The sequence below is a fragment of the Rhodococcus sp. 008 genome, from assembly GCF_001682295.1.
Classification (GTDB): Bacteria; Actinomycetota; Actinomycetes; order Mycobacteriales; family Mycobacteriaceae; genus Rhodococcus_F; species Rhodococcus_F qingshengii.
Map to the genome: position 1 here is coordinate 122,995 of NZ_CP015203.1, position 18,636 is coordinate 141,630.

20 protein-coding genes and 1 pseudogene are annotated in these 18,636 nt (G+C 63.7%); 2 read left to right on the plus strand and 19 right to left on the minus strand.

Features of this window, described 5'->3' with window-relative positions; genetic code table 11:
• Positions 1 to 296 precede the first annotated feature (296 nt).
• Both AOT96_RS34980 and AOT96_RS30885 read left to right on the plus strand, forming a co-directional pair.
• Positions 297 to 842 carry a DDE-type integrase/transposase/recombinase gene (locus AOT96_RS34980; protein WP_328587284.1) on the plus strand — a complete coding sequence of 182 codons (546 nt, stop codon included), beginning with the start codon at positions 297 to 299 and terminating at the stop codon, positions 840 to 842.
• A pseudogene (locus AOT96_RS30885) lies at positions 758 to 1,309 on the plus strand (PDDEXK nuclease domain-containing protein); the annotation flags it as partial. The gene AOT96_RS34980 and the pseudogene AOT96_RS30885, both read left to right, overlap by 85 nt.
• A 128-nt stretch (positions 1,310 to 1,437) precedes the next feature.
• On the opposite strand, the gene AOT96_RS30890 reads toward AOT96_RS30885, so the two are convergent.
• The 19 genes from AOT96_RS30890 to AOT96_RS30980 all read right to left on the minus strand — a co-directional run bounded on the left by AOT96_RS30890 (position 1,438) and on the right by AOT96_RS30980 (position 18,624).
• Entirely contained in the window at positions 1,438 to 2,235 is a 798-nt protein-coding gene (locus tag AOT96_RS30890) for a hypothetical protein (protein ID WP_058228359.1), read from the minus strand.
• A complete protein-coding gene (locus AOT96_RS30895) occupies positions 2,235 to 4,196 on the minus strand; it encodes a hypothetical protein (RefSeq protein WP_231917492.1) in 1,962 nt (653 codons plus the stop codon). The genes AOT96_RS30890 and AOT96_RS30895 overlap by 1 nt, the downstream gene beginning before the upstream one ends.
• 16 nt (positions 4,197 to 4,212) lie before the next feature.
• A complete protein-coding gene (locus AOT96_RS30900; protein WP_042926284.1) occupies positions 4,213 to 4,527 on the minus strand; it encodes a type II toxin-antitoxin system PemK/MazF family toxin in 315 nt (104 codons plus the stop codon).
• Positions 4,528 to 4,749: a hypothetical protein gene (locus AOT96_RS30905; protein ID WP_042926289.1), complete on the minus strand. Its 222-nt coding sequence runs from the start codon at positions 4,747 to 4,749 to the stop codon at positions 4,528 to 4,530.
• 183 nt (positions 4,750 to 4,932) lie between these two features.
• Complete coding sequence (locus tag AOT96_RS35875; RefSeq protein ID WP_063892177.1) at positions 4,933 to 5,280, minus strand: hypothetical protein; 348 nt, start codon at positions 5,278 to 5,280, stop codon at positions 4,933 to 4,935.
• A 29-nt stretch (positions 5,281 to 5,309) separates the two neighbouring features.
• Entirely contained in the window at positions 5,310 to 6,611 is a 1,302-nt protein-coding gene (locus tag AOT96_RS30915; RefSeq protein ID WP_058228360.1) for an AAA family ATPase, read from the minus strand.
• A 70-nt stretch (positions 6,612 to 6,681) separates the two neighbouring features.
• On the minus strand, positions 6,682 to 7,869 hold the full coding sequence (locus AOT96_RS30920; RefSeq protein ID WP_058228361.1) for a hypothetical protein: 1,188 nt from the start codon (positions 7,867 to 7,869) through the stop codon (positions 6,682 to 6,684).
• Positions 7,866 to 8,060 carry a hypothetical protein gene (locus AOT96_RS30925; protein WP_037129470.1) on the minus strand — a complete coding sequence of 65 codons (195 nt, stop codon included), beginning with the start codon at positions 8,058 to 8,060 and terminating at the stop codon, positions 7,866 to 7,868. Before AOT96_RS30925 ends, AOT96_RS30920 begins: the two co-directional genes overlap by 4 nt.
• Positions 8,057 to 9,295: a vWA domain-containing protein gene (locus AOT96_RS30930; RefSeq protein ID WP_058228362.1), complete on the minus strand. Its 1,239-nt coding sequence runs from the start codon at positions 9,293 to 9,295 to the stop codon at positions 8,057 to 8,059. Before AOT96_RS30930 ends, AOT96_RS30925 begins: the two co-directional genes overlap by 4 nt.
• Positions 9,292 to 10,392 carry an ATPase AAA gene (locus AOT96_RS30935; RefSeq protein WP_042926277.1) on the minus strand — a complete coding sequence of 367 codons (1,101 nt, stop codon included), beginning with the start codon at positions 10,390 to 10,392 and terminating at the stop codon, positions 9,292 to 9,294. The genes AOT96_RS30930 and AOT96_RS30935 overlap by 4 nt, the downstream gene beginning before the upstream one ends.
• Positions 10,393 to 10,780: 388 nt before the next feature.
• Positions 10,781 to 11,590 (minus strand): hypothetical protein, encoded by an 810-nt coding sequence (locus tag AOT96_RS30940; protein WP_128638076.1) that lies wholly within the window; start codon positions 11,588 to 11,590, stop codon positions 10,781 to 10,783.
• A 340-nt stretch (positions 11,591 to 11,930) separates the two neighbouring features.
• Positions 11,931 to 13,688, minus strand: coding sequence for an arsenical pump-driving ATPase (gene arsA / locus AOT96_RS30945; protein WP_003944661.1), 1,758 nt, complete (start codon positions 13,686 to 13,688; stop codon positions 11,931 to 11,933).
• A 16-nt stretch (positions 13,689 to 13,704) separates the two neighbouring features.
• Complete coding sequence (gene arsD, locus AOT96_RS30950; protein ID WP_003944649.1) at positions 13,705 to 14,112, minus strand: arsenite efflux transporter metallochaperone ArsD; 408 nt, start codon at positions 14,110 to 14,112, stop codon at positions 13,705 to 13,707.
• A 31-nt stretch (positions 14,113 to 14,143) separates the two neighbouring features.
• On the minus strand, positions 14,144 to 15,226 hold the full coding sequence (locus AOT96_RS30955; RefSeq protein ID WP_003944597.1) for an ArsO family NAD(P)H-dependent flavin-containing monooxygenase: 1,083 nt from the start codon (positions 15,224 to 15,226) through the stop codon (positions 14,144 to 14,146).
• A 53-nt stretch (positions 15,227 to 15,279) separates the two neighbouring features.
• Positions 15,280 to 15,687 (minus strand): arsenate-mycothiol transferase ArsC, encoded by a 408-nt coding sequence (locus tag AOT96_RS30960; RefSeq protein ID WP_003944607.1) that lies wholly within the window; start codon positions 15,685 to 15,687, stop codon positions 15,280 to 15,282.
• A gap of 27 nt (positions 15,688 to 15,714) precedes the next feature.
• Positions 15,715 to 16,701: a thioredoxin-disulfide reductase gene (trxB, locus tag AOT96_RS30965; protein ID WP_003944628.1), complete on the minus strand. Its 987-nt coding sequence runs from the start codon at positions 16,699 to 16,701 to the stop codon at positions 15,715 to 15,717.
• Between the two features lie 41 nt (positions 16,702 to 16,742).
• A complete protein-coding gene (locus tag AOT96_RS30970) occupies positions 16,743 to 17,159 on the minus strand; it encodes an arsenate reductase ArsC (protein ID WP_003944644.1) in 417 nt (138 codons plus the stop codon).
• Positions 17,156 to 18,244: an ACR3 family arsenite efflux transporter gene (gene arsB / locus AOT96_RS30975; protein WP_003944591.1), complete on the minus strand. Its 1,089-nt coding sequence runs from the start codon at positions 18,242 to 18,244 to the stop codon at positions 17,156 to 17,158. The genes AOT96_RS30970 and arsB overlap by 4 nt, the downstream gene beginning before the upstream one ends.
• Entirely contained in the window at positions 18,241 to 18,624 is a 384-nt protein-coding gene (locus AOT96_RS30980; RefSeq protein ID WP_037131620.1) for an ArsR/SmtB family transcription factor, read from the minus strand. The genes arsB and AOT96_RS30980 overlap by 4 nt, the downstream gene beginning before the upstream one ends.
• Positions 18,625 to 18,636 lie beyond the last annotated feature (12 nt).

The window sequence follows — 18,636 nt, forward strand, 5'->3', positions numbered from 1 at the left end:
AATGACATTCTCCCGCTTAGCTTCCTGCCGTATCACTGCAAGATCGGGAATAGAACTGCATGCCAGTCACCATTCCAGCGGCAATTGGGCATCAGCTGCACATTGCTGCGAGCATCGTCACCTTGGCTGTGCTGGTGACCGCTGGGGTGGTGGGTGACTGTGATCACAGCCCAGAATTCGTCAGCCACGCCGTGTGACTGTATTACCGCTTCACGTTGAGCCTGCGTGATGTGGAGGAACTGATGTTCGAGCGCGGCGTCGTGGTCTCCCACCAGACGATCCGGCAGTGGTGCGCGATGTTCGGCCGGTCCTATGCCAATGAGCTGCGTCTCCGAAGGCCCCGCCCGGGCAACAAGTGGTACCTCGATGAAGTGTTCACCTCGAATCAACGGCGAGCAGAAGTATTTGTGGCGCGGGGTCGATCAGGACGGCCTGATAGCGACGCTATCGTCCAGTCGGGTCGAAACGCCACTGCTGCCAAGCGGTTCTTCCGCAAGGTACTCAAGGGTCTGCGGTACGTGCCGACGGTGCTCGTGACCGCCAAGCTGGCCAGCTACAAAGTGGCGTACCGCGAGATGCTGACCTCTGCCGAGCATCGCCGGTCGAAGTATTTTCAGCAATCGGGCCGAGAACTCGCGTCAGCCAATGCGACAATGGGAGCGCCGGGTGAAGAGAATCGCTTCAGCCGGGCAGGCGCAACGGTTCATGCTGGCTGTATTCGTCTAAGTGATCTCGCGGATGATGCGAGCGGTGTTACCGACAGTTGGTGCGTGACCCGTACGTCTTCGATTTTCTCGACATCACCGAACGTGTCGCGGAGCGGGAGCTGGAGTCCGCGCTGATGCGTCGGCTGGAGCAGTTCCTCCTCGAACTGGGACACGGGTTCGCCTTTGTTGGACGCCAATACCATTTCGAGGTCGGTGATCAGGATTTCTATATCGACTTGCTGTTCTTCAACTGGGTGCAAGCGAGGTTCGTCGTCGTCGAGTTGAAGGTAGGCAGGTTTGAGCCGGAGTATGTCGGGAAGCTCGGCTTCTATGTTTCGTGGATCGACGACAACCTCCGCAACAAGGACATCCACGCCCCGACTGTGGGAATCTTGCTCTGCGCCGGCCGCAACGACAACGTCGTCCGGTATTCACTTGCCGGGACAACTGCACCCCTCGCCGTAGCCGACTACACCTATGAGACTCTCCCCTCCCAGGTTCGCGATCTCGTCCCTACCGACGACGAGATCGCGGCAGCTGTGGAAGCCACTGTCTCCGAACTCGACTCCCAACTGCCCGTCAAACCTGACAACTCCGGCTGAGAGGCGCCATTCGATTTTCGAACCTGGCCGACATATCCTCTGGTGCCGAGATCGCTACCGGTGTTTCGCACGAGGGTCTGCGAACGCGATGCCTGGTCCCGCCCGGTGCGTCGAGGAGCAGGGCAGTTCTATGTCCAGTCGATGTGGACGGATTCGATGGAATCGAAGTGAAATCCGAAAGTGTCGCCGTACTGGTCGAATCCCTTGTTTTCAGGGTAATCCATCGTGGCGTGACGTTCGAGGATGGCAACCACCCGGGCATGATCGTCGTTGGCCAAAGCCATGGCGAGTTCTCGTGTTTCGTCGAGACTGAAGGGGCTGTCGGAGTTCGCGAAATCGAGGGTACGCACTCGATAGTCGTAACCTTCTTCGGAACCGTTGCGGACGGACACTCCCCCGCGGACTCGGATGGTGGCCTTTTTGGGTTGCCCGTCGGGTCGTAGGACGCCGGCGCGGTCCATGACGTCGTGCGCTTTGACGTTCTTGAGTTTCTTTTTCGCGTCAGCGCGCAGCTCGTTCGTTTCGCCGGAACGGTAGCGAGAGACCGCTGATCGTGAACGACCGATTTTCTTTGCGACAGCGTCGATTCCACCGAGGCGTTCGATGGCGGCTCGCCGTTGTGCACGTTCGGTGACGTCGGGGTGCGGGATTCGTCCTTGCTGCGCCCAGCGGCGCAGTGTTCGGTCAGATGGGGGCTTTCTCCCGGCGTCGACAGCTGCTTGCCGTAGGCCTTCTTTACCGATTTCGGTACGGATCTGACGTACGGAGACTTTGCTGGTGAGTCCGGCCAATCCCCCACTTTTGACCGATTTCGATTTTTCGACACCACTGGTCGCTGCTGTCGAGACAGATACGTTGAGTCCGTCCAAACCGACGGTCTTCTGTGCGGGTTTGGTAGATCGCGGTTTCGGAAGATGCAGGGCCACTATATGTTTCCTTCATCTTCGTCGGTGAACGCAGCTTTGAGTGCGAGGTTGATCTCGTGGGTGTCGCGGGCGTCGGTCAGCATGACGGTTATGTTTTCGGTGAGCGGGGCGCTCTTTTCCAGAGTCATTTTCCCGAGTGCGTCACTCTCGTCTGCGATGTCGATGCCCAGGGGCAGGGGGTAGACCCAGGAGTCGGTGACGGTGCGCAGTGGCCAACGCCCGGTTTCGCGCGCGATGCGCATCGCGACGCGGCGGCCTCGCCAGCGGCAGTGTGCGATGATCGCTGCTCGCCAGAGCGGCTGATGATGGTGTTGCATTTGTTTGGCGGTCCACATGTCGGGGTTGACCATTCGGCCGATATAACCCTTGTAGCAGGCGCCGATGAACCGTTTCATTGCTGTGTCGCCGGTGTCAACGGCAACTTTGCGGGCCTCTCTCAAGATTTTCGCCCACTTGTCGAGGGCTCGACCCTGTTCGGGGTAGACCCACGCTTCTGCGATGTCGAGGTCGTCGAGTTCTGCGCCGATTCCGCCATCGGCGATGGACGTTTGAAGTGCATCGAGGCTGACGGTGGTGATCCAGGTCTGCACAGGTTGGTCGGCGAGCATGTGTGGGTGAGGCAACGGTAGAGCGGGTGGGAGCGCCAGCATGTCACCCGGTGGGAGGGTTACACGCCAGAGTCCGAACGGGGTTTTCGATTGCCGCGCAGCATCGAGCGCGTCCTCGCCGCGAAGATGTCGAGGTTTTCCGTAGCCGAATTCGAGCATGCCAGCCGAAGCGAGGTACGCAGCTCGTTGGTCTATCGATACCAGTTGTGTTGCATCGGAAAGTTCTTCGAGGTCCGGGATGCGGGTCCATCCGAGGGCAGGTTCGAGATCTCCGCGGGGTTCGCCGTCCAACGGTGGGACCGGTCCACCGACAGTGACGACGATTCCTTTACCGCTGCGGGTGCGGTCGCGTTTGATCTTGTCGACGATGGCGGCGCCGGTGCGTGCGGGGGTGGGCCCGGGTAGCACGCCGAGGTGTTGTGCGCACCAGGCGAGTCGGCGTCCCAGTTCGCGGGCAGCGGGGAGGTCGTCGTCGGGGAGGTAGGTTCCGGCGGCCGGTGACCCGAGGATCCCCATGTCCCCCACGCGATTGCCCCATCCGAAGTCCTTGTTCCAGTAGGTCCACACGTAGGGTTCGATGAAAATGTCGACCATGGATGTGAAGTTCCCGGTGGTGCGGGAGAGGTGAACGACGTGGCCGGGTTCTCCGCGCAGTTCCCATCCTGCGGTCAGCATCGGGGTCAGCGTGGCGTGGAGGATCGCGGTGAGCTCTTCGGCAGCGCGGGTACGGAGGACTTCCATGTCGTCGACATCGTCTTCACTGCCCGGGTCGATGATCCATCCGAGCATCTCGCACGCTTCGATTCCCACTATCCAGATCTGTGCCGGCGCGCCCAGCGGGGTGAGCGTTGCCCATCTGATGAGTTTGTCAAGTTTTTCGATGGAATCGACTGGGCCGGTGAGTGTATGGCCAGACGGTGTGTAGGTGCCGGCTGCTGTGACAATGACGGCGTGGCCGTCTGCTGCCTCGCCGGCGGGAGGAAGGGCGGCCGGTTCGGTTGCGCCCCGTTCGGACGCCGGGGGAGGTTCCGGTCCCACGTCAGCAATGGGCTTATCTTGGGGCACAACTGTTTCCGTGCTGTAATCCGAAGACGGTGACGAGTCCGTACCTTGCCACGCTATGGGGGCGCTTTCGCCTGCCACTGGTTCGACCTCTGGTTCCGCGGCGACACGATCCTCCGCAATCGGCGCACGGGCATCCATCACGTCAGCATCGGGATCCGGCGCCGCGGCGTCGTCGAGATCGAAGAGCGCTGGTTCAGAATCGACCTCAGAACCATCCCCATGAACTCCGGGCACCGGAGAAGGATCGAGGTCGAACAGGGGAATCTGCTCCCACTTCCTCACCACCATCGCTGCCCCATCCCCGCTACTGGCGTCCTAATGACTCGAGATCAAATGCTGATCGCAATGCCCTGGTCAACAACACTTCCTGAGCAGGCAAGAGAAATCCTCGATTCACCCCGAGTGCCGACACCGGGATGGTCGTCACCCCGTCGCAGTCGACAACCGATCCGTCCTCGACACCGTTGTCTTCGCCCAAACTCAGCTCGGTCGATAACCCCCGCCCCTCCGCACGAACGGGAGCAACAGTGACCGTCCCCAGATGAGGCCGAACCAGCTCCCTCGTCAGAACCAAGACCGGACAGAGCGTTTCGAGGTGGGCGTCATGGATTGGCCGCACTCAGTTCTTCTTCCCGTGCGCGGCGGCGATATTCACATCGCTACCGGTTCCGAGACCATCAGACAAGATCTCCACGTCTCGGGCTGCAAGCTGTCGACGCTGCTCACGCTCCAACGCTCGAAGCACAACTTGAGCACGGCTTTTCGCGCGCCCACCACTGACCTCACTGTCGAGAAACACCACGATGTCCTCGGGTAGCCGTACCGCGATCTGCGTGCTCATAATCATCATGATACCGAATTGGGATGTAAACCGGTACCGGCCATTCCGTTCATCTTCCCTCAGCCTCCGCCCCTGACACTCCCGGTGCCGTGGACTGCCGGCCGAACGTCCGTGGACTGCCGGCCGAACGTCCGTGGACTGCCGGCCGAACGTCCGTGGACTGCCGGGCCGTCAGTGCCCCGATTACTCGGTGCCGTACAACTCGGCGGTGTAATGCCCCTCCCCATTGCGTGTGGCCTCATCCCAATCGACGCCCAACGCGTCGGCCAGGTGATGTGCATCGGAGAGGAAGTCCGCGAACACGGTGGGCAATTCTTCGGTGCCGGTTCCGCAGCGGCGGGCATACGCGATCATTCCGTCTGCTGCCCGCACAGCGCGGACGCCGTTGTCGTGGATCTGCGACTCGGGGTCTTGCTCGTAGCGGAAGTCATCGCGCTTGCTGCCGCCTGCTGTCGATGCCGCGACTGCATCGAATGTGTCTATTCCTTCCCAGACGCGTGCACGGCATTCGATCTTCGTTGTTTCGGACATTGCCCAAGTCCCTTTCTTTTTCGGTTGAACTACACAGCGGGGGTGCTGTGCAGCGCGGCCAACAGGCCGGTCTGGACCTCGAGCGCGGGCGACGGCGCACCATGTGCAAGAACGCTCGCAGTCGCGCTGTCGATGACGACGGACATGTGGGCGCGGTGACGCGAGAGCATCACGCAGGCGCGGCCCGCATCGAGGTTGAAAGGTTCGGCGGTCCGGTATCCCGCCAACGGGTGCAGCACCACGACGGCAGGACGCTCGAGGCCTTGCAGCGAGTTGGCGGTGCCGACCAGTACGTCGGGGTGCTCGCTCAGTAGGGCACGGATTGCCGCAGCCTGAGTCACGTGCGGGACCACCACGGCCACGTCGGCGGCCGTCATTGGCCGCTGGCCTGCGGTGGTGACCAGATCCGCTGCCAGTAGTTCCGCCGCCCGCGCGGCGCATGCGGTCACCAGGGCCGGATCGGACGGGCCTCCGCAGGCTGTGATCGGGCGGTGCGCCAATTCGGGCCACACGGCTCCGCTCGAATCGGTGAGGTGTTCCGGGGGCCGCTTCGAGGTGAACGGCAGATCGGGGTAGAACAGTGGCGCGATCAGTGCTGTGGTGTCGGGGCCAAGTCTCCAGGTGTGCGCCAACCGCACCATCCCCACCACGTCGCCGTGCGCAGCCAACAGTGCAATCGGGGCGGGTAGATCGGGTGCGGTTTCGCTTCCCTCCCAACGAGATACATCGCCGGTCACCACCGGGTCGATCTGTCCGGGATCACCGACGCACACCACCTGTTTCGCCATGGCTCCCAGCGCTCCCAGATCGGCGTAGGTGCATTGCCACGACTCGTCCACGATCAACACGTCCGCACCGACTCGGTCCGGGTCCGAGAACAACCATCGCGCCGTCGTGCCGATCAGAATTGCACCGACGTCGCCCTGCCAGCGCACTTTCTGTCCCGAGACCACCGGTGTGTCGCCGCTGTCCGGTGCCGGTGCTTTCGCTTTCCACATCAATGCGGCGCGGTCGGTGAGTGTTCCCAACCGGCGTGCAATCTCCACCGCCTGTTCGCGGGTCTGCGCCGCGATCCCTACGCGCAGATCCGCCCGGTGCGCCAATGCCGCAGCCAGTAATGCAACCAAGCGGGTCTTGCCCGCACCGGGAGGGGACGGCACCACCACCGCAGGATCACCCGACCACACCGAAAACAGCACACGCGCTGTGATCGGGTCGGCCATGATCTCCGACCCCGGCCACCCCGTCAGCGACGGGACGGGCGGACGGGACGACGACGGCACCGGGCCGGAGGGGGCAGCAATATCGGACGACGAGGCAGTAATGCGCATGACGAATCAAACCTTTCAGGAAAAAAGTCTCTGAACTGGCTATTTACATACTTTGTGCCCAGTGCCGGCGTTATTCCTCTGCGCCCGCGATGAGCACGTCCAACGGCACGCCGCGCCGGGAAGGAACGGGTGTCTGCCCCGTCGAAAGCCAGGACCGCCGCCCTCGGTAGAGCCGCCAGTACCGGCCACGACCAGCGCGCATCGTGTGCGGTGACGCCGCTTGCGGCATCAACACCACCGACGCCCCACTCGGCGGCGCATACATCCCTACCGAACCGAGTCCGAGCACCAACTTCCCGCCGACAACCTCGGTCGATGTGACTTCGACGGTGAACTGCTCGAACGGACGCCGTCGCGGTGTACCGACCCACCCGGTGACAGCAGATCCGACCCGCAGCCGTGAATCCAGACGCTCACACGTCACCGACAGCGACCCGTTGCGCCGACGTGAGCCTTTCGGTGGCGGCGTCATCGATGCCACACCTACCGCGACGTGGCCGGTGTGCAGTGCGCGCTCGCGCCACATCGGATCATCGAGCAAGGCTGATGACATCACATCTGCTGCGTCACAACGACTTCGCAGGCCCATCGCGGCGCTGGCCGTGTTGTCGGGACGCGACCAGTCGTGACCGTCCACCAGTGCAGACTGTGCCCGAGAAAACGAATACGCGTCGTCTTCACCGATCGCAGCGAGCAGCGGCAGCAACGGGCCACTGCCGATCGCACGCGCCCACTCGTGCATCCCGGCGACACTCTCGTCCGCGATCTGCAACCACGTCCGCCACACCCGCGCCGACCGCTGCGCTTCCGGCACCACGCCGAGCACGTAGCGGGCACTGGAGGTGGCCGGAAGATTCACCACCGCCGACGTGCCGGGATGATCCGCCCGATCTGCCCACCACCCCACCATCGCGGCGCTACCGGAGATGTTCGGGTCACTGTGGTGAGCGTGCGCCCGCGCCAACCCCACCAGCGCCGGAATCGTGCCGCCGTCGTCGGTGAGCAACATCGCCGGGGCATCCGCCGCCAGCGTGCCGCCCAACCTGGCCAGCAACGCCAACCCGGCCTCGTCACACGCGGTTTCCTCACCTCCACCGACCGCCGCAGCGGACACGCTCACACTGCCGCCGCGTACCGTCGCCCGCACCGCCAGCGCCGACGCTGACGGGGTGAACGTAGTGTGTGCGAGCCGAGCAACGGGACGCCCCGTTTCGGCGGCATAGAGACGCTGAGCCAGATCGAACCATTCCACGCTCACGACACGTCCTCCGTCTGTTCGCACGCCAGGACCACCGGATTCGCAGCGCACTCCCACCCCGCACGCAAGGCCAGCGCCGCCGCATCCTCGCCGGTACCGACGACCACGCTCGCCACCTGATCCGGCGCGTGACCGGTACCCGTCAACACTTGCTGCGCGTACCGCAACAGATCACCGCTCACCGCGTTCACGACGCACCGACCGGGATCTGCACACGTGACGCCCATTCCGGGGTCCGAGACAGTGCGGCGTCGTTGCCGATCACCGCGCACACCAGATGCGCCCGCGACGGCCGATCCGGCCACGGCGTATCCCCGTCCGTCAACACGATCACCACGTGCGGGGCAGGACGGGCCGCGTTCCCCGCGTCGATCCCGACGCGCATATCCGTACCGCCGCCGCCCACCAACTGCACATCGGCCACCGACCGCACCGCCTGCGCAGACGTCGATGCCGCATCGCACGAGAGAATCCGTACCCGCTCCCGCGCCACACCGCCCGCCCGCAGCACACCCGCCACCTCACCCATCGCCGCCGACAGATCACCCGCCGACATGGACCCCGACGTGTCGATCACAATCGACACCGTGATCGACGGACCCCGCATCGCCGGGGCCACGATCCCCGGCAGGCTGCGCCGCGACGGACGCGCATAGCTGTAGTTCGTCCGCCCCGACTGATCCGCCAGCGCTCGCCGGATCACCGCACGCAACACCCGATCCCACGGCACGGTCGGCGGCGTGAGAACCTCACCGGCCCAGCGCGCCAACCCTTGCGGCGGCATCCCGCGCCCCTTCCCCTGCGCCGCCTGCACCGCCCGCGCCACATGACGGCGAACCAGATCTGCTTCCGCGCCGTCCAACCCGTCCGCGACCTCCCCCGCTGCCGCGCCCAACTCCCCCGGCACCGGCGCGCATCCCGCACCGGATCCGCAACCCACGTCGTCGTCGTCTGGAAACTGTTGTCCCGTAGCCGGATCGATCAGGTGCGTGTAGTAGTCCTCTGCGATTCCGCCGTCCTCGCACCCGAACGATTGTGGAGTGATCACCCCGTCCGGTAACCCGACGCCCGCCGCCAGCAAGTCGTCGTTGATTTCCGCGTCCGCCGCGTAATTCCACGCCACGTGGTGCACCGGCTTCGGCAAGGACTGCCCCCGCACACCGTGTGCCCGCAGCAAGTGCCCGACCTCGTGCAGCAACACCGCACCCGCCACCGGCACCGGCCACGCACCCGCCCCCACCAACAACGCCGGATCTAGATAGAGCCGCCATTGCGCATCCACCGCGAACGTGCCCAACCCCGGTGCAGCAACAGGCTGCGCCGCGAACAATGCCCGCATGAAATACGGCATCTGTTCGGCAGAAACCAGTCGTGCCAGGCGAAACGCCCGCAACTCATCCGGCGCGAGGACCCGAACCCCGCTCATGCTGCCGCCTCCATCAGACCCGCAGCGGTCAACATCGGCGCGAACCGACGAGCAGACGCCGGGACAGTCGCCTTCGCCGGTCGCGCCTTCGCCAGCGTGCGCGCCGCCGCGCCCGCCACGTCCGGTGCGCCCGCCTCCGCAGCCGCGATCAGCGGACCCCACGCACTGCGCCAGGCCTCCACCGTGCCCCGTCCCACCGCCCACGCCGTGACACCGGACAGCACCGCCCACACCAGATCAGGACGCGACTGCCAATCGAACGCCGAATCGGGATTCTCCACCACCGCAACCGGATCGGGAAGATCCGCGCTACGCCGCCACTCCAAGAACTCCACGCCCGCGCCCTCACCGATCAACCCGAACACCGCCGTGTTGATCGCCGCGTTGTCGTCCTCCCGCAAATGCGGCAACACCGCCGCCAACATCGACCACGTACGACGCGACGGCCACGCACCACCGGTCTGCGCAGCCGACGACGGAAACGCATCCAACGCATCAGGATTGCGCTGCACAAAGCCGGTGATCGAACTGCGCACCAACGCAACCCGTTGCTCATCGGTGGCCACCGCACGCGAGGCAGGCGGTGCACCCCACCCCGTCGCCATACCGTCCAACCACTCATCCACAGACGGCGTGAACTCCACATGGCAGAACCGATTCGCCAACGGCGCTTCCAACTCGTACCCACCAGCAGCGCAATCCGGAGGATTCGCCCCCGCAATCACCCGAGTCCCCTTCGGCAACTGCACATCACCGACAGTCAAATCCAACGCCACCGCCAACATCGCCGCCTGCACAGCAGGCGGACTCGTCGTCAACTCGTCCAAAAACAGATACCCACCACCACCGGCAACCAATTCCTTCGCCCACGCCGGAGCCTCCAACGCCACACCGTGCTCCCGCACCACCGGCAACCCCGCGAAATCCGACGGCTCACGCAACGACCCCAACACCGTCTTGCACAACACCCCATCCGCCGCAGCCAACCCACGAACCAAACTCGACTTGCCCATACCCGGACCCGAAATCAACAACGACGGCACACCCGCCCGCCCATTCGCATCCAACACAGTCACAGCAGTAGCCAAATCAGCCACAGGAATCCTCCAGAATCGAGCGAACTGGTCAGGTCCGCTACCGAATTAGACTCCCCAATTATATAGGTTGACCTGCGCAAATAGGCGCTAGAATCGTTTCTCACGTCCCCGGCGCACCCTGTGCCGGGGACGTGAGAAACCACTACCTCACCGGCCGCCGGCACCACCGCAGACAGGCGAAGGAAAGGTGGCTACAAGACCGCGATTTCGACCTCCGATCAGCGGTCCCCAGCATGCCGACCTCTACGACATCTTTTCGGGCCGGCATCTGCACACAAGAAGTCAAACCTGCGAAACGCCACGCTAAAAAGCGGATAGACCGCAAACGATGTCCGGGCTTGGCTGTCAGCTCTTGAGCTCGCCGACCCACAACACCTCAAACAACCCGTTACTCAAGTCGAAATATGTACGGAGAGTTCGTTTCACCGTCGATACGACGCTGAAACTCAACTTGGACTTGCTGCAGCAACTCGAGGTCGTCCCAAGCAGATGAGTGATCCTTGCTCTGTTCTCGAGAGTCAAACAACAGATTCACCCACCGGGCATTGTGGGATGACCACATCACAAAGAAGACATCCGGCCACATCACCCAGACGGTGTCTACGCCAACAATCCCGTCCAGTGGGTTCAGAAGGTGTGCCACGATAGGAGCAACGTCCATTTCAACGACGGGATAGTCAAAGGGATGGGCAATCAGAAATATGTTCTTCGAGTGCGCAACCCTCACTTTCTTGTTTAGTTGGCGGAGCGCGCGATCAATCTGATTGAGGCCTTCACCTGCCAGGACCTCGTTTACAGTCGTAACAGCTGCGGTGAACGTCGTCACCATCGGAATTTCGCCACGCCCAAGGGATTGATCAATCGTGGCGTCAAACTTTCGGTACCAAAGACCAATCGATTTCACTTCGAAGTCCGCAAACCTCTTATTCGCCAAACCCATCGACGATATGGGGCTGCGCTCCGATTTCGAATGCGAAAGATCGAAGATCAAGTCTGGTTCGCCAGCACAATCAACGCTAGTCGGCGCACAGGCTAGGAATGCAGTCGTTGAAATGGCGGCTAGGTCCTCGCCCGATCTCACTTTCAGTTTTCGAAGCACCTCGTGCGGCAACGCACGGCAGAGCTCGTCGACCGCCCACCATAAAGTTCGTTGCGGTATCACCACTACGTCACTGCCCTTTGCGCCCGGATCGAGCATGAACTTATAGTCGCACATCGCAAAGCAAAGCCCCGGGAGTTCGGGTCACTTCAATCCCGGGCTTCGGCGATAGCATCAGCGGTCACCAGCATGTCGATCTCAACAACATTGGTTCCGCCGGCATCGGTGACGCGCACGGTTACTCCGGCGAGCTTGTGTACCGTCGGTCATTGACCGCAGAGGGGAAACCGAGATGCTGTTGTCTTCCTGGCGAGTGTGTATCACCGAGAGTCGTGTGGTCCGACCCCGGATCACGGCATACCGGAGCGCGGCGAGAGAAGCCGTCGCCACCATATCCAGCCAACGAAAATGACCAGCCAGAAGTCGATTCCTACTCCCGTCAGGCCTTACTCAACGCCGCCAATGCATCTGTGCCGACGGGTTCTTCGGCGAGCATCGGGACGATGGCGGTTCGCTGGCTGTATTTGTTTGTGATGCTGTCGATTTCGGTGATCTCTCCGGCTGCGCGTTGCTGCAGGAGCGTCGAGGTCGGTTCGGCTGCCGCGAGGGAGTTGTTGACCACCCACGCCCAAGGGTGAATGCCTGCGCGTTGCAGGTCGGCTTGCAGACCGGCGGCCTCGAGGACAGGTGTGGTTTCAGCGAGGGTCACGAGTAGGACTTTCGTGGCGTTCGGGTCCTGGAGCCGCATGAGCGGGGTGGTGAAGTTCGTGTTCTCACCCATTTGGCGGGCGATTTCCCGGTGGTAGGAGCCGGTGGCGTCGAGCAACAACAAAGTGTGCCCGGTCGGGGCGGTGTCGACGACGACGAATTTGCGGCTCGATTCGTGAATCACCCGCGAAAACGCCTGAAAGACCGCCACTTCCTCGGTGCAGGGTGATCGGAGGTCTTCGGCGAGGTTCGCGCGTCCGCGTTCGTCGAGGTTCTTGCCTTTGGTGGTCAGAACCCGGGTGCGGTACTGCTCGGTGGCTTCGGCGGGGTCGATTCGGGAGACCTGGAGGTTGTCGAGTTCCCCGTTCAAGGTTTCTGTCAGATGTGCGGCCGGGTCGGTGGTGGTCAGGTGCACCTGGTGGCCGCGTTCGGCGAGGGCGACAGCGATGGCGGCTGCGATGGTGGTCTTGCCGACTCCGCCTTTGCCCATGCACATGATCAGGCCGTGATCGTCGGTGTCGAGTTCGTCGATCAGGGATGAGAGCGGAGCACTGGGTAGCTGCAGGGCCGGGTCCGCTGAGGCGGCGGATACCGGGCTGAGGTCGGGGGTGAAGAGGCTTTCGAGTGCGTCGATGCCGACGATATTGGTCGCTTTGAGCGGGACCTGATCGGTGGGCAGCTGCGCCAATTCGTCGGGCAGGCCGGCTATCGCGGCTTGTTCACGCCGGTAGATCGCGGTCGCGAGTGGATCGGTGTCGTCGCCCGGTGCCGGGAGGACACCGTTGATCACGACATGCTGATGGGTCAGTCCGATGTCGGCGAGTTCGCGGTGGGTGCGGGTAATTTCGGCGAGCGTCGAACGCTGGGCGCGCGAGACCAGGACGAGGCGGGTCCGCTGCGGATCTGCGAGCGCGGCAACAGCGTCAGCGTAGATGGCTCGCTGCTTCTCGAGCCCGGACAGCGGCCCCAGGCACGATGCGTCGCCCCTACCGTCGTCGAGGAACTCGGTCCACGATCCGGGAAGCTGCAGCAGCCGGATGGTGTGCCCCGTCGGAGCGGTGTCGAAGAGGACATGGTCGAAGTCGGCGGTGATGTCGCCTTGGCAGGAGAGCAGTCCGGTGAACTCGTTGAACGACGCTATTTCGGTGGTGCAGGACCCAGAGAGCTGTTCGGCGATCGCCGCGATCTCCTTCTCGGGGAGCAGTCCGCGGACGGGGCCGATGATCCGCTCGCGATAGGCGGCGGCGGCTTGTTCCGGGTTGATCTCGAGCGCCGACAATCCGGGAGCGGCGGGAATGTCGGTGATGGTGTTGCCGATGCTCACGCCGAAGACCTGCCCGACGTTGGAGGCGGGATCGGTGCTCACGAGCAGCACTTTCTTCCCGGCGCGGGCGAGGGTGATCGCGCTCGCGCAGGCGATGGAGGTCTTTCCGACACCGCCTTTGCCGGTGAAGAACAGGAATCGGGGTGCATCGTTCAGGAACTTCATTGCGTTGTGGGTGCTTTCAGCAGCAGGTGGTGGAGTCGGCGTCGTCGGTGGAGCAGCATGCTGAGCCGTCGGCGAGTCCGAGCATGGCGATCCCGGCCGGCGCGTCCGCGGCTCCGGCTTCGGTGATGCCGGCCCATTTCGCGAGCTGGTTGCGGGTGGGATAAGTACCGGTCAGGGCGGTGACTCCGTCGACGATCGCCAGCGGGAGTCCTTCGGAGCCTGAGATTTTGAGGAATGCTGCGACGGTGTCGTTTCCGGCGAAGGCAAGGGGGTCGTTGGCGAGGTTGTGACGGGTGATGGTGCCGCCGTTGCTCGCGACCCAGTCGAGGTCGGCGGTGAAGGTGATCAGCGCTTGGTCGACGTCGTCGCCGCAGACGCCGGTGTTGCAGCACAGGGCGGGTTCGAATACTTCGATGGTGCTCATGATGTGTCCTCTGTTTTGTTTCGGATGTTGCTCAGATGGCCGGGACTGTGAAGAGGTCGTCGTCGAGTGCGGTGATGGCGTCGCGGGCGGTGCGGCCGACTCCGATCAGGGTGGCCGATGCGGGACCGGTCCAGTCGCCGTATCCGAGGAAAATCAATCCGGGTTCACCGGCGACGTGCGCTCCGTCGAGTTCGATGCGTCCGGTGTCGCCGTCTCGGAGTCCAAGGGGCTGAAGGTGCCGTAGTGCGGGGCGGAATCCGGTGCACCAGATAATGGCGTCCACCTGTTCGACGTGATCGCCGAATCCCAATCCGGTGGCGGTGAGGCGGTCGAACATCGGGTGCGCCACCATCACGCCGCGCTCGCGGGCGGCTTGGACCGGGGGCACCATCACGATGTCGCCGAGGCCGGCGATGCCACCGGAATCGGTTTCACCTGAAGCGATTTCACGGGCATGTTCACGGGCGACGTCGAAAAGGATCCGGCCGTCGACGTCGTCGGGCAGGAACCGCGGTTCCCGGCTCGTCAGCCAGAGTGTCTCGGCGACGGTGGAGACTTCGGCGACGATCTGCGCGGCAGAGTTTCCGCCGCCGACCACGGCGACCTTGCTACCGGCGAACGGGGTCGGCGAACGGTAGCTGGTGGTATGGATTTGGGTGCCGGTGAACTCGCGGATACCGGGGTAGATCGGCCAGAATGGTTGCCGCCACGTCCCGGTGGTGTTGACGACGGCCCGCGCGGACCAGCTGCCGTGATCGGATTCGACGAGATACCCGTCACCGGAGCGGGTCACGGACGTGACGCGGACCGGGCGGCGGACCGGTAGGTCGTATCGGGTCTCGTAGGCGGTGAGGTAATCCACGACGTGTGAGGCGGGCGGGAAACCGGGACTCCAGCCCGGCATCGGCCAGCCGGGCAGCGAGGAGTATTCGGCTGGTGAGAACAGGTGCAGTGAGTCCCAGTAGTGCTGCCAGGATCCACCGGGCGCTGTTTCGGCGTCGAGGATGACGAAGTCGCGGCCGGAGCGGCGCAGGTAGTACCCGGCGGCCATTCCGGCTTGACCACCACCGATCACGACAACGTCGACCGTGATCGGTGTCCCTTGCGAGTGCACGAGTGTCCTTTCCTTATCCAGATCTTCTGCTGACAGCCGGGGTGATACGTCGATTACGTGGTCAGACGCCCGGCCAGGGCGTCGACGCGGGCAGCGATGTCGTCGCGGACCAGCCGCATTCGTTCGATTCCGTCGATGCCGCGTTCGGACGGCTCGTCGGTGTCCCAGTTCTCGAAGTCGGTACCGGCGACGGGATCGACCTTCGCTTCGCTGCCCAGGGTGACGACGAGGTCGACATTGCGCACCAGTTGCGGATCGATCAACGTCGGGGTCTCACCGGAGATGTCCACCCCGACCTCGAGGAGCGTTTCGGCGGACAGGGCGTTGACCGCGTCGCCGGGTTTGGTGCCGGCCGAGTACACGTCCACCTGGTCGCCGGCGGCTTTGCGCATGAGGCCGGCGGCCATCTGGGATTTGCCGCCGTTCTTGACGCACACGAACAGCACTGAAGGCTTGCTCATCGAAGTTCCTTTCGCTGGGTGTGGGAGTCAGACGGCGTCTACGGTGTGGCCGGCTGCGTCGAGCGTGTTGGCGGTGATGTCGCCGCGGTCGGCCAGCCAGCGTTCGGCGTCGATTGCTGCGGAGCATCCGGTGCCGGCAGCGGTGATCGCCTGACGGTACGTGTGATCGACCAGGTCACCGGCAGCGAAGACGCCGTCGACGGAGGTCGCGGTGGAACCGGGAGCGACGCGCACGTATCCGGCGTCGTCGAGATCGACCTGGTCCTTGACGAGCTCACTGCGCGGGTCGTGGCCGATGGCGACGAACATGCCGGTGATCTCGAGTGTGGAAGTTTCGCCGGTGACGGTGTCGCGCACGACGAGGCCGGTGACGCTGTTCTCACCGAGCACCTCGACGGGCTCTGCGTTGGTCAGGAAGCGGATCTTCTCGTTGGCCTTGGCGCGCTCGAGCATGATCCGTGAGGCGCGGAACTCCTCGCGGCGGTGCACCAGGGTGACCGAGCGAGCGAAGCGGGTGAGGAAGGTTGCTTCTTCCATCGCGGAATCGCCGCCGCCGACCACGACGATGTCCTGGTCACGGAAGAAGAAGCCGTCGCAGGTGGCGCAGGCGCTGACGCCGCGGCCGAGGAGGCGTTCTTCACCGGGAATGCCCAGGTAGCGGGCTGCTGCGCCCATGGCGAGGATGATCGCGTGCGCGGCGTAGGTTTCGCCGTTCGCGACGACCGTCTTGATCGGGCCGCTGAGATCGATCTCCTCGACGTCCTCGGTGCGGATGTCGGTGTCGAAGCGCAGTGCCTGCTCGCGCATCTGTTCCATCAGATCGGGGCCCATGATTCCTTCGCGGAATCCGGGGAAGTTCTCGACCTCGGTGGTGGTCATGAGGGCGCCACCGAACTGGGTTCCCTCGAAGAGCAGGGGCGCGAGCTCAGCGCGCGCGGTGTAGACACCAGCGGTGTAGCCGGCCGGTCCGGAACCGACAATGATGACGTCATGGACCGCGGACGGGATGGTCATAGTGTCTCTTTCACGGGATCGAATACGGGCAGTACGAGCGGTCAGCGCGATACCGACGGGGCGGTGAGTTCGCTGATCAAGGCTTGGACGCGGGTTTTGATCTCGTCGCGGATCGGGCGAACCGCGTCGATGCCTTGGCCGGCGGGATCGTCGAGGACCCAGTCGCGGTAGCTCTTGCCGGGGAAGATCGGGCAGGTGTCGCCGCATCCCATCGTGATCACGACATCCGAATCCTGCACGGCGTCGGTGGTGAGGATCTTCGGGGTCTGGGCAGAGATGTCGATTCCGAGCTCGGCCATCGCCTCGACCGCGGCGGAGTTGATGGTCTCCGCGGGGGCAGATCCGGCGGAGCGGACCTCGATGGCATCGCCGGCGAGGTGGCTCAGGAATCCCGCGGCCATCTGCGATCGGCCGGCGTTGTGGACACAGACGAACAGGACGCTGGGCTTGTCGGTCATGGGGCTGAAACCTTTCCGTCAGTGGGTGTGAAGCGTTTGCGTAGAGCAAGGGAGACATAGACCAGCCCGACGAGCACCGGTACCTCGATCAGCGGGCCGACTACGCCGGCAAGAGCTTGCCCCGAGGTGGCGCCGTAGGTGGCGATGGCTACGGCGATCGCGAGTTCGAAGTTGTTGCCCGCGGCGGTGAACGCCAGGGTCGTCGTGCGTTCATAGCCCAATCCGATTGCGGCGCCGAGGACGTAGCCTCCGCCCCACATGAGCGCGAAGTACGCGAGCAAGGGCAGCGCGATCCGGACGACGTCCCAGGGCTGGGAGGTGATCTGTTCGCCCTGCATCGAGAAGAGCACGACGATGGTGAACAGCAGACCGTAGAGCGCCCAGGGGCTGATCTTGGGGATGAACTTGTTGTCGTACCAGTCGCGGTCTTTGGCGCGTTCACCGAAGAAGCGGGACAGAAAACCTGCCAGCAGCGGGATACCGAGGAAGATCAGGACCGATTTCGCGATCTGCCAGGGCGAGGTGTCGATGGTGGTCTGTTCGAGGCCGAGCCACCCGGGCAGGACCGAGAGGTAGAACCAACCGAGCACGGCGAACATGATCACCTGGAACACCGAGTTGATGGCGACCAGCACCGCGGCGGCTTCGCGGTCTCCGCAGGCCAGGTCGTTCCAGATGATCACCATCGCGATGCAGCGAGCGATGCCGACGATGATCAAACCGGTTCGGTATTCCGGCAGGTCAGGCAGAAACAGCCAGGCGAGGGCGAACATCAGCGCCGGGCCGAGAACCCAGTTCAGGAACAGGGAGCCGGCGAGGAGTTTCTTGTCCCCGGTGACAGTGTCGAGGCGGTCGTAGCGAACTTTCGCCAACACCGGGTACATCATGATCAGCAGGCCGAGGGCGATCGGTAACGAGATGCCGTCGATCTGCACCTTGTCCAGGGCAGTGTTCACGCCGGGGATCCAGCGTCCAACCAGCAGGCCGACGACCATGGCCACGCCGATCCAGACCGCCAGATAGCGGTCGAGGGTGGAGAGTTTTCCGACGACTTCGGGGTGTTCGGTACTGGACGGGGCGCTCATACGGCGGTCTCCTGTGGGACGTCGGCGGCAGTGGATGATGCTTCCACGAGCAGAACGGCGGAAAGTTGTTGCAGGGCTGCGGGTATCACCCAGTAGTACACCCAGGTCCCGCGACGTTCGCAGTCGAGGAGTCCGGCCTGGCGCAACACCTTGAGGTGATGCGAAATCGTCGGCTGGGACAAGTCGAAGGTGTCGGAGATGTCGCAGACGCAGGCTTCACCGCCCTCGTGGCTGGCCACCAGGCTCAGCAGTCGCAGCCGGACGGGATCGCCGAGCGCTTTGAACATCCGGGCCAGATCACCAGCCCAGTCTTCGGTCAACGGTTCACGGTTGAGTGGCGAACAACAGGCGCCGGTCTCCGCCACATCTTGATTCGACATACATCAATATTG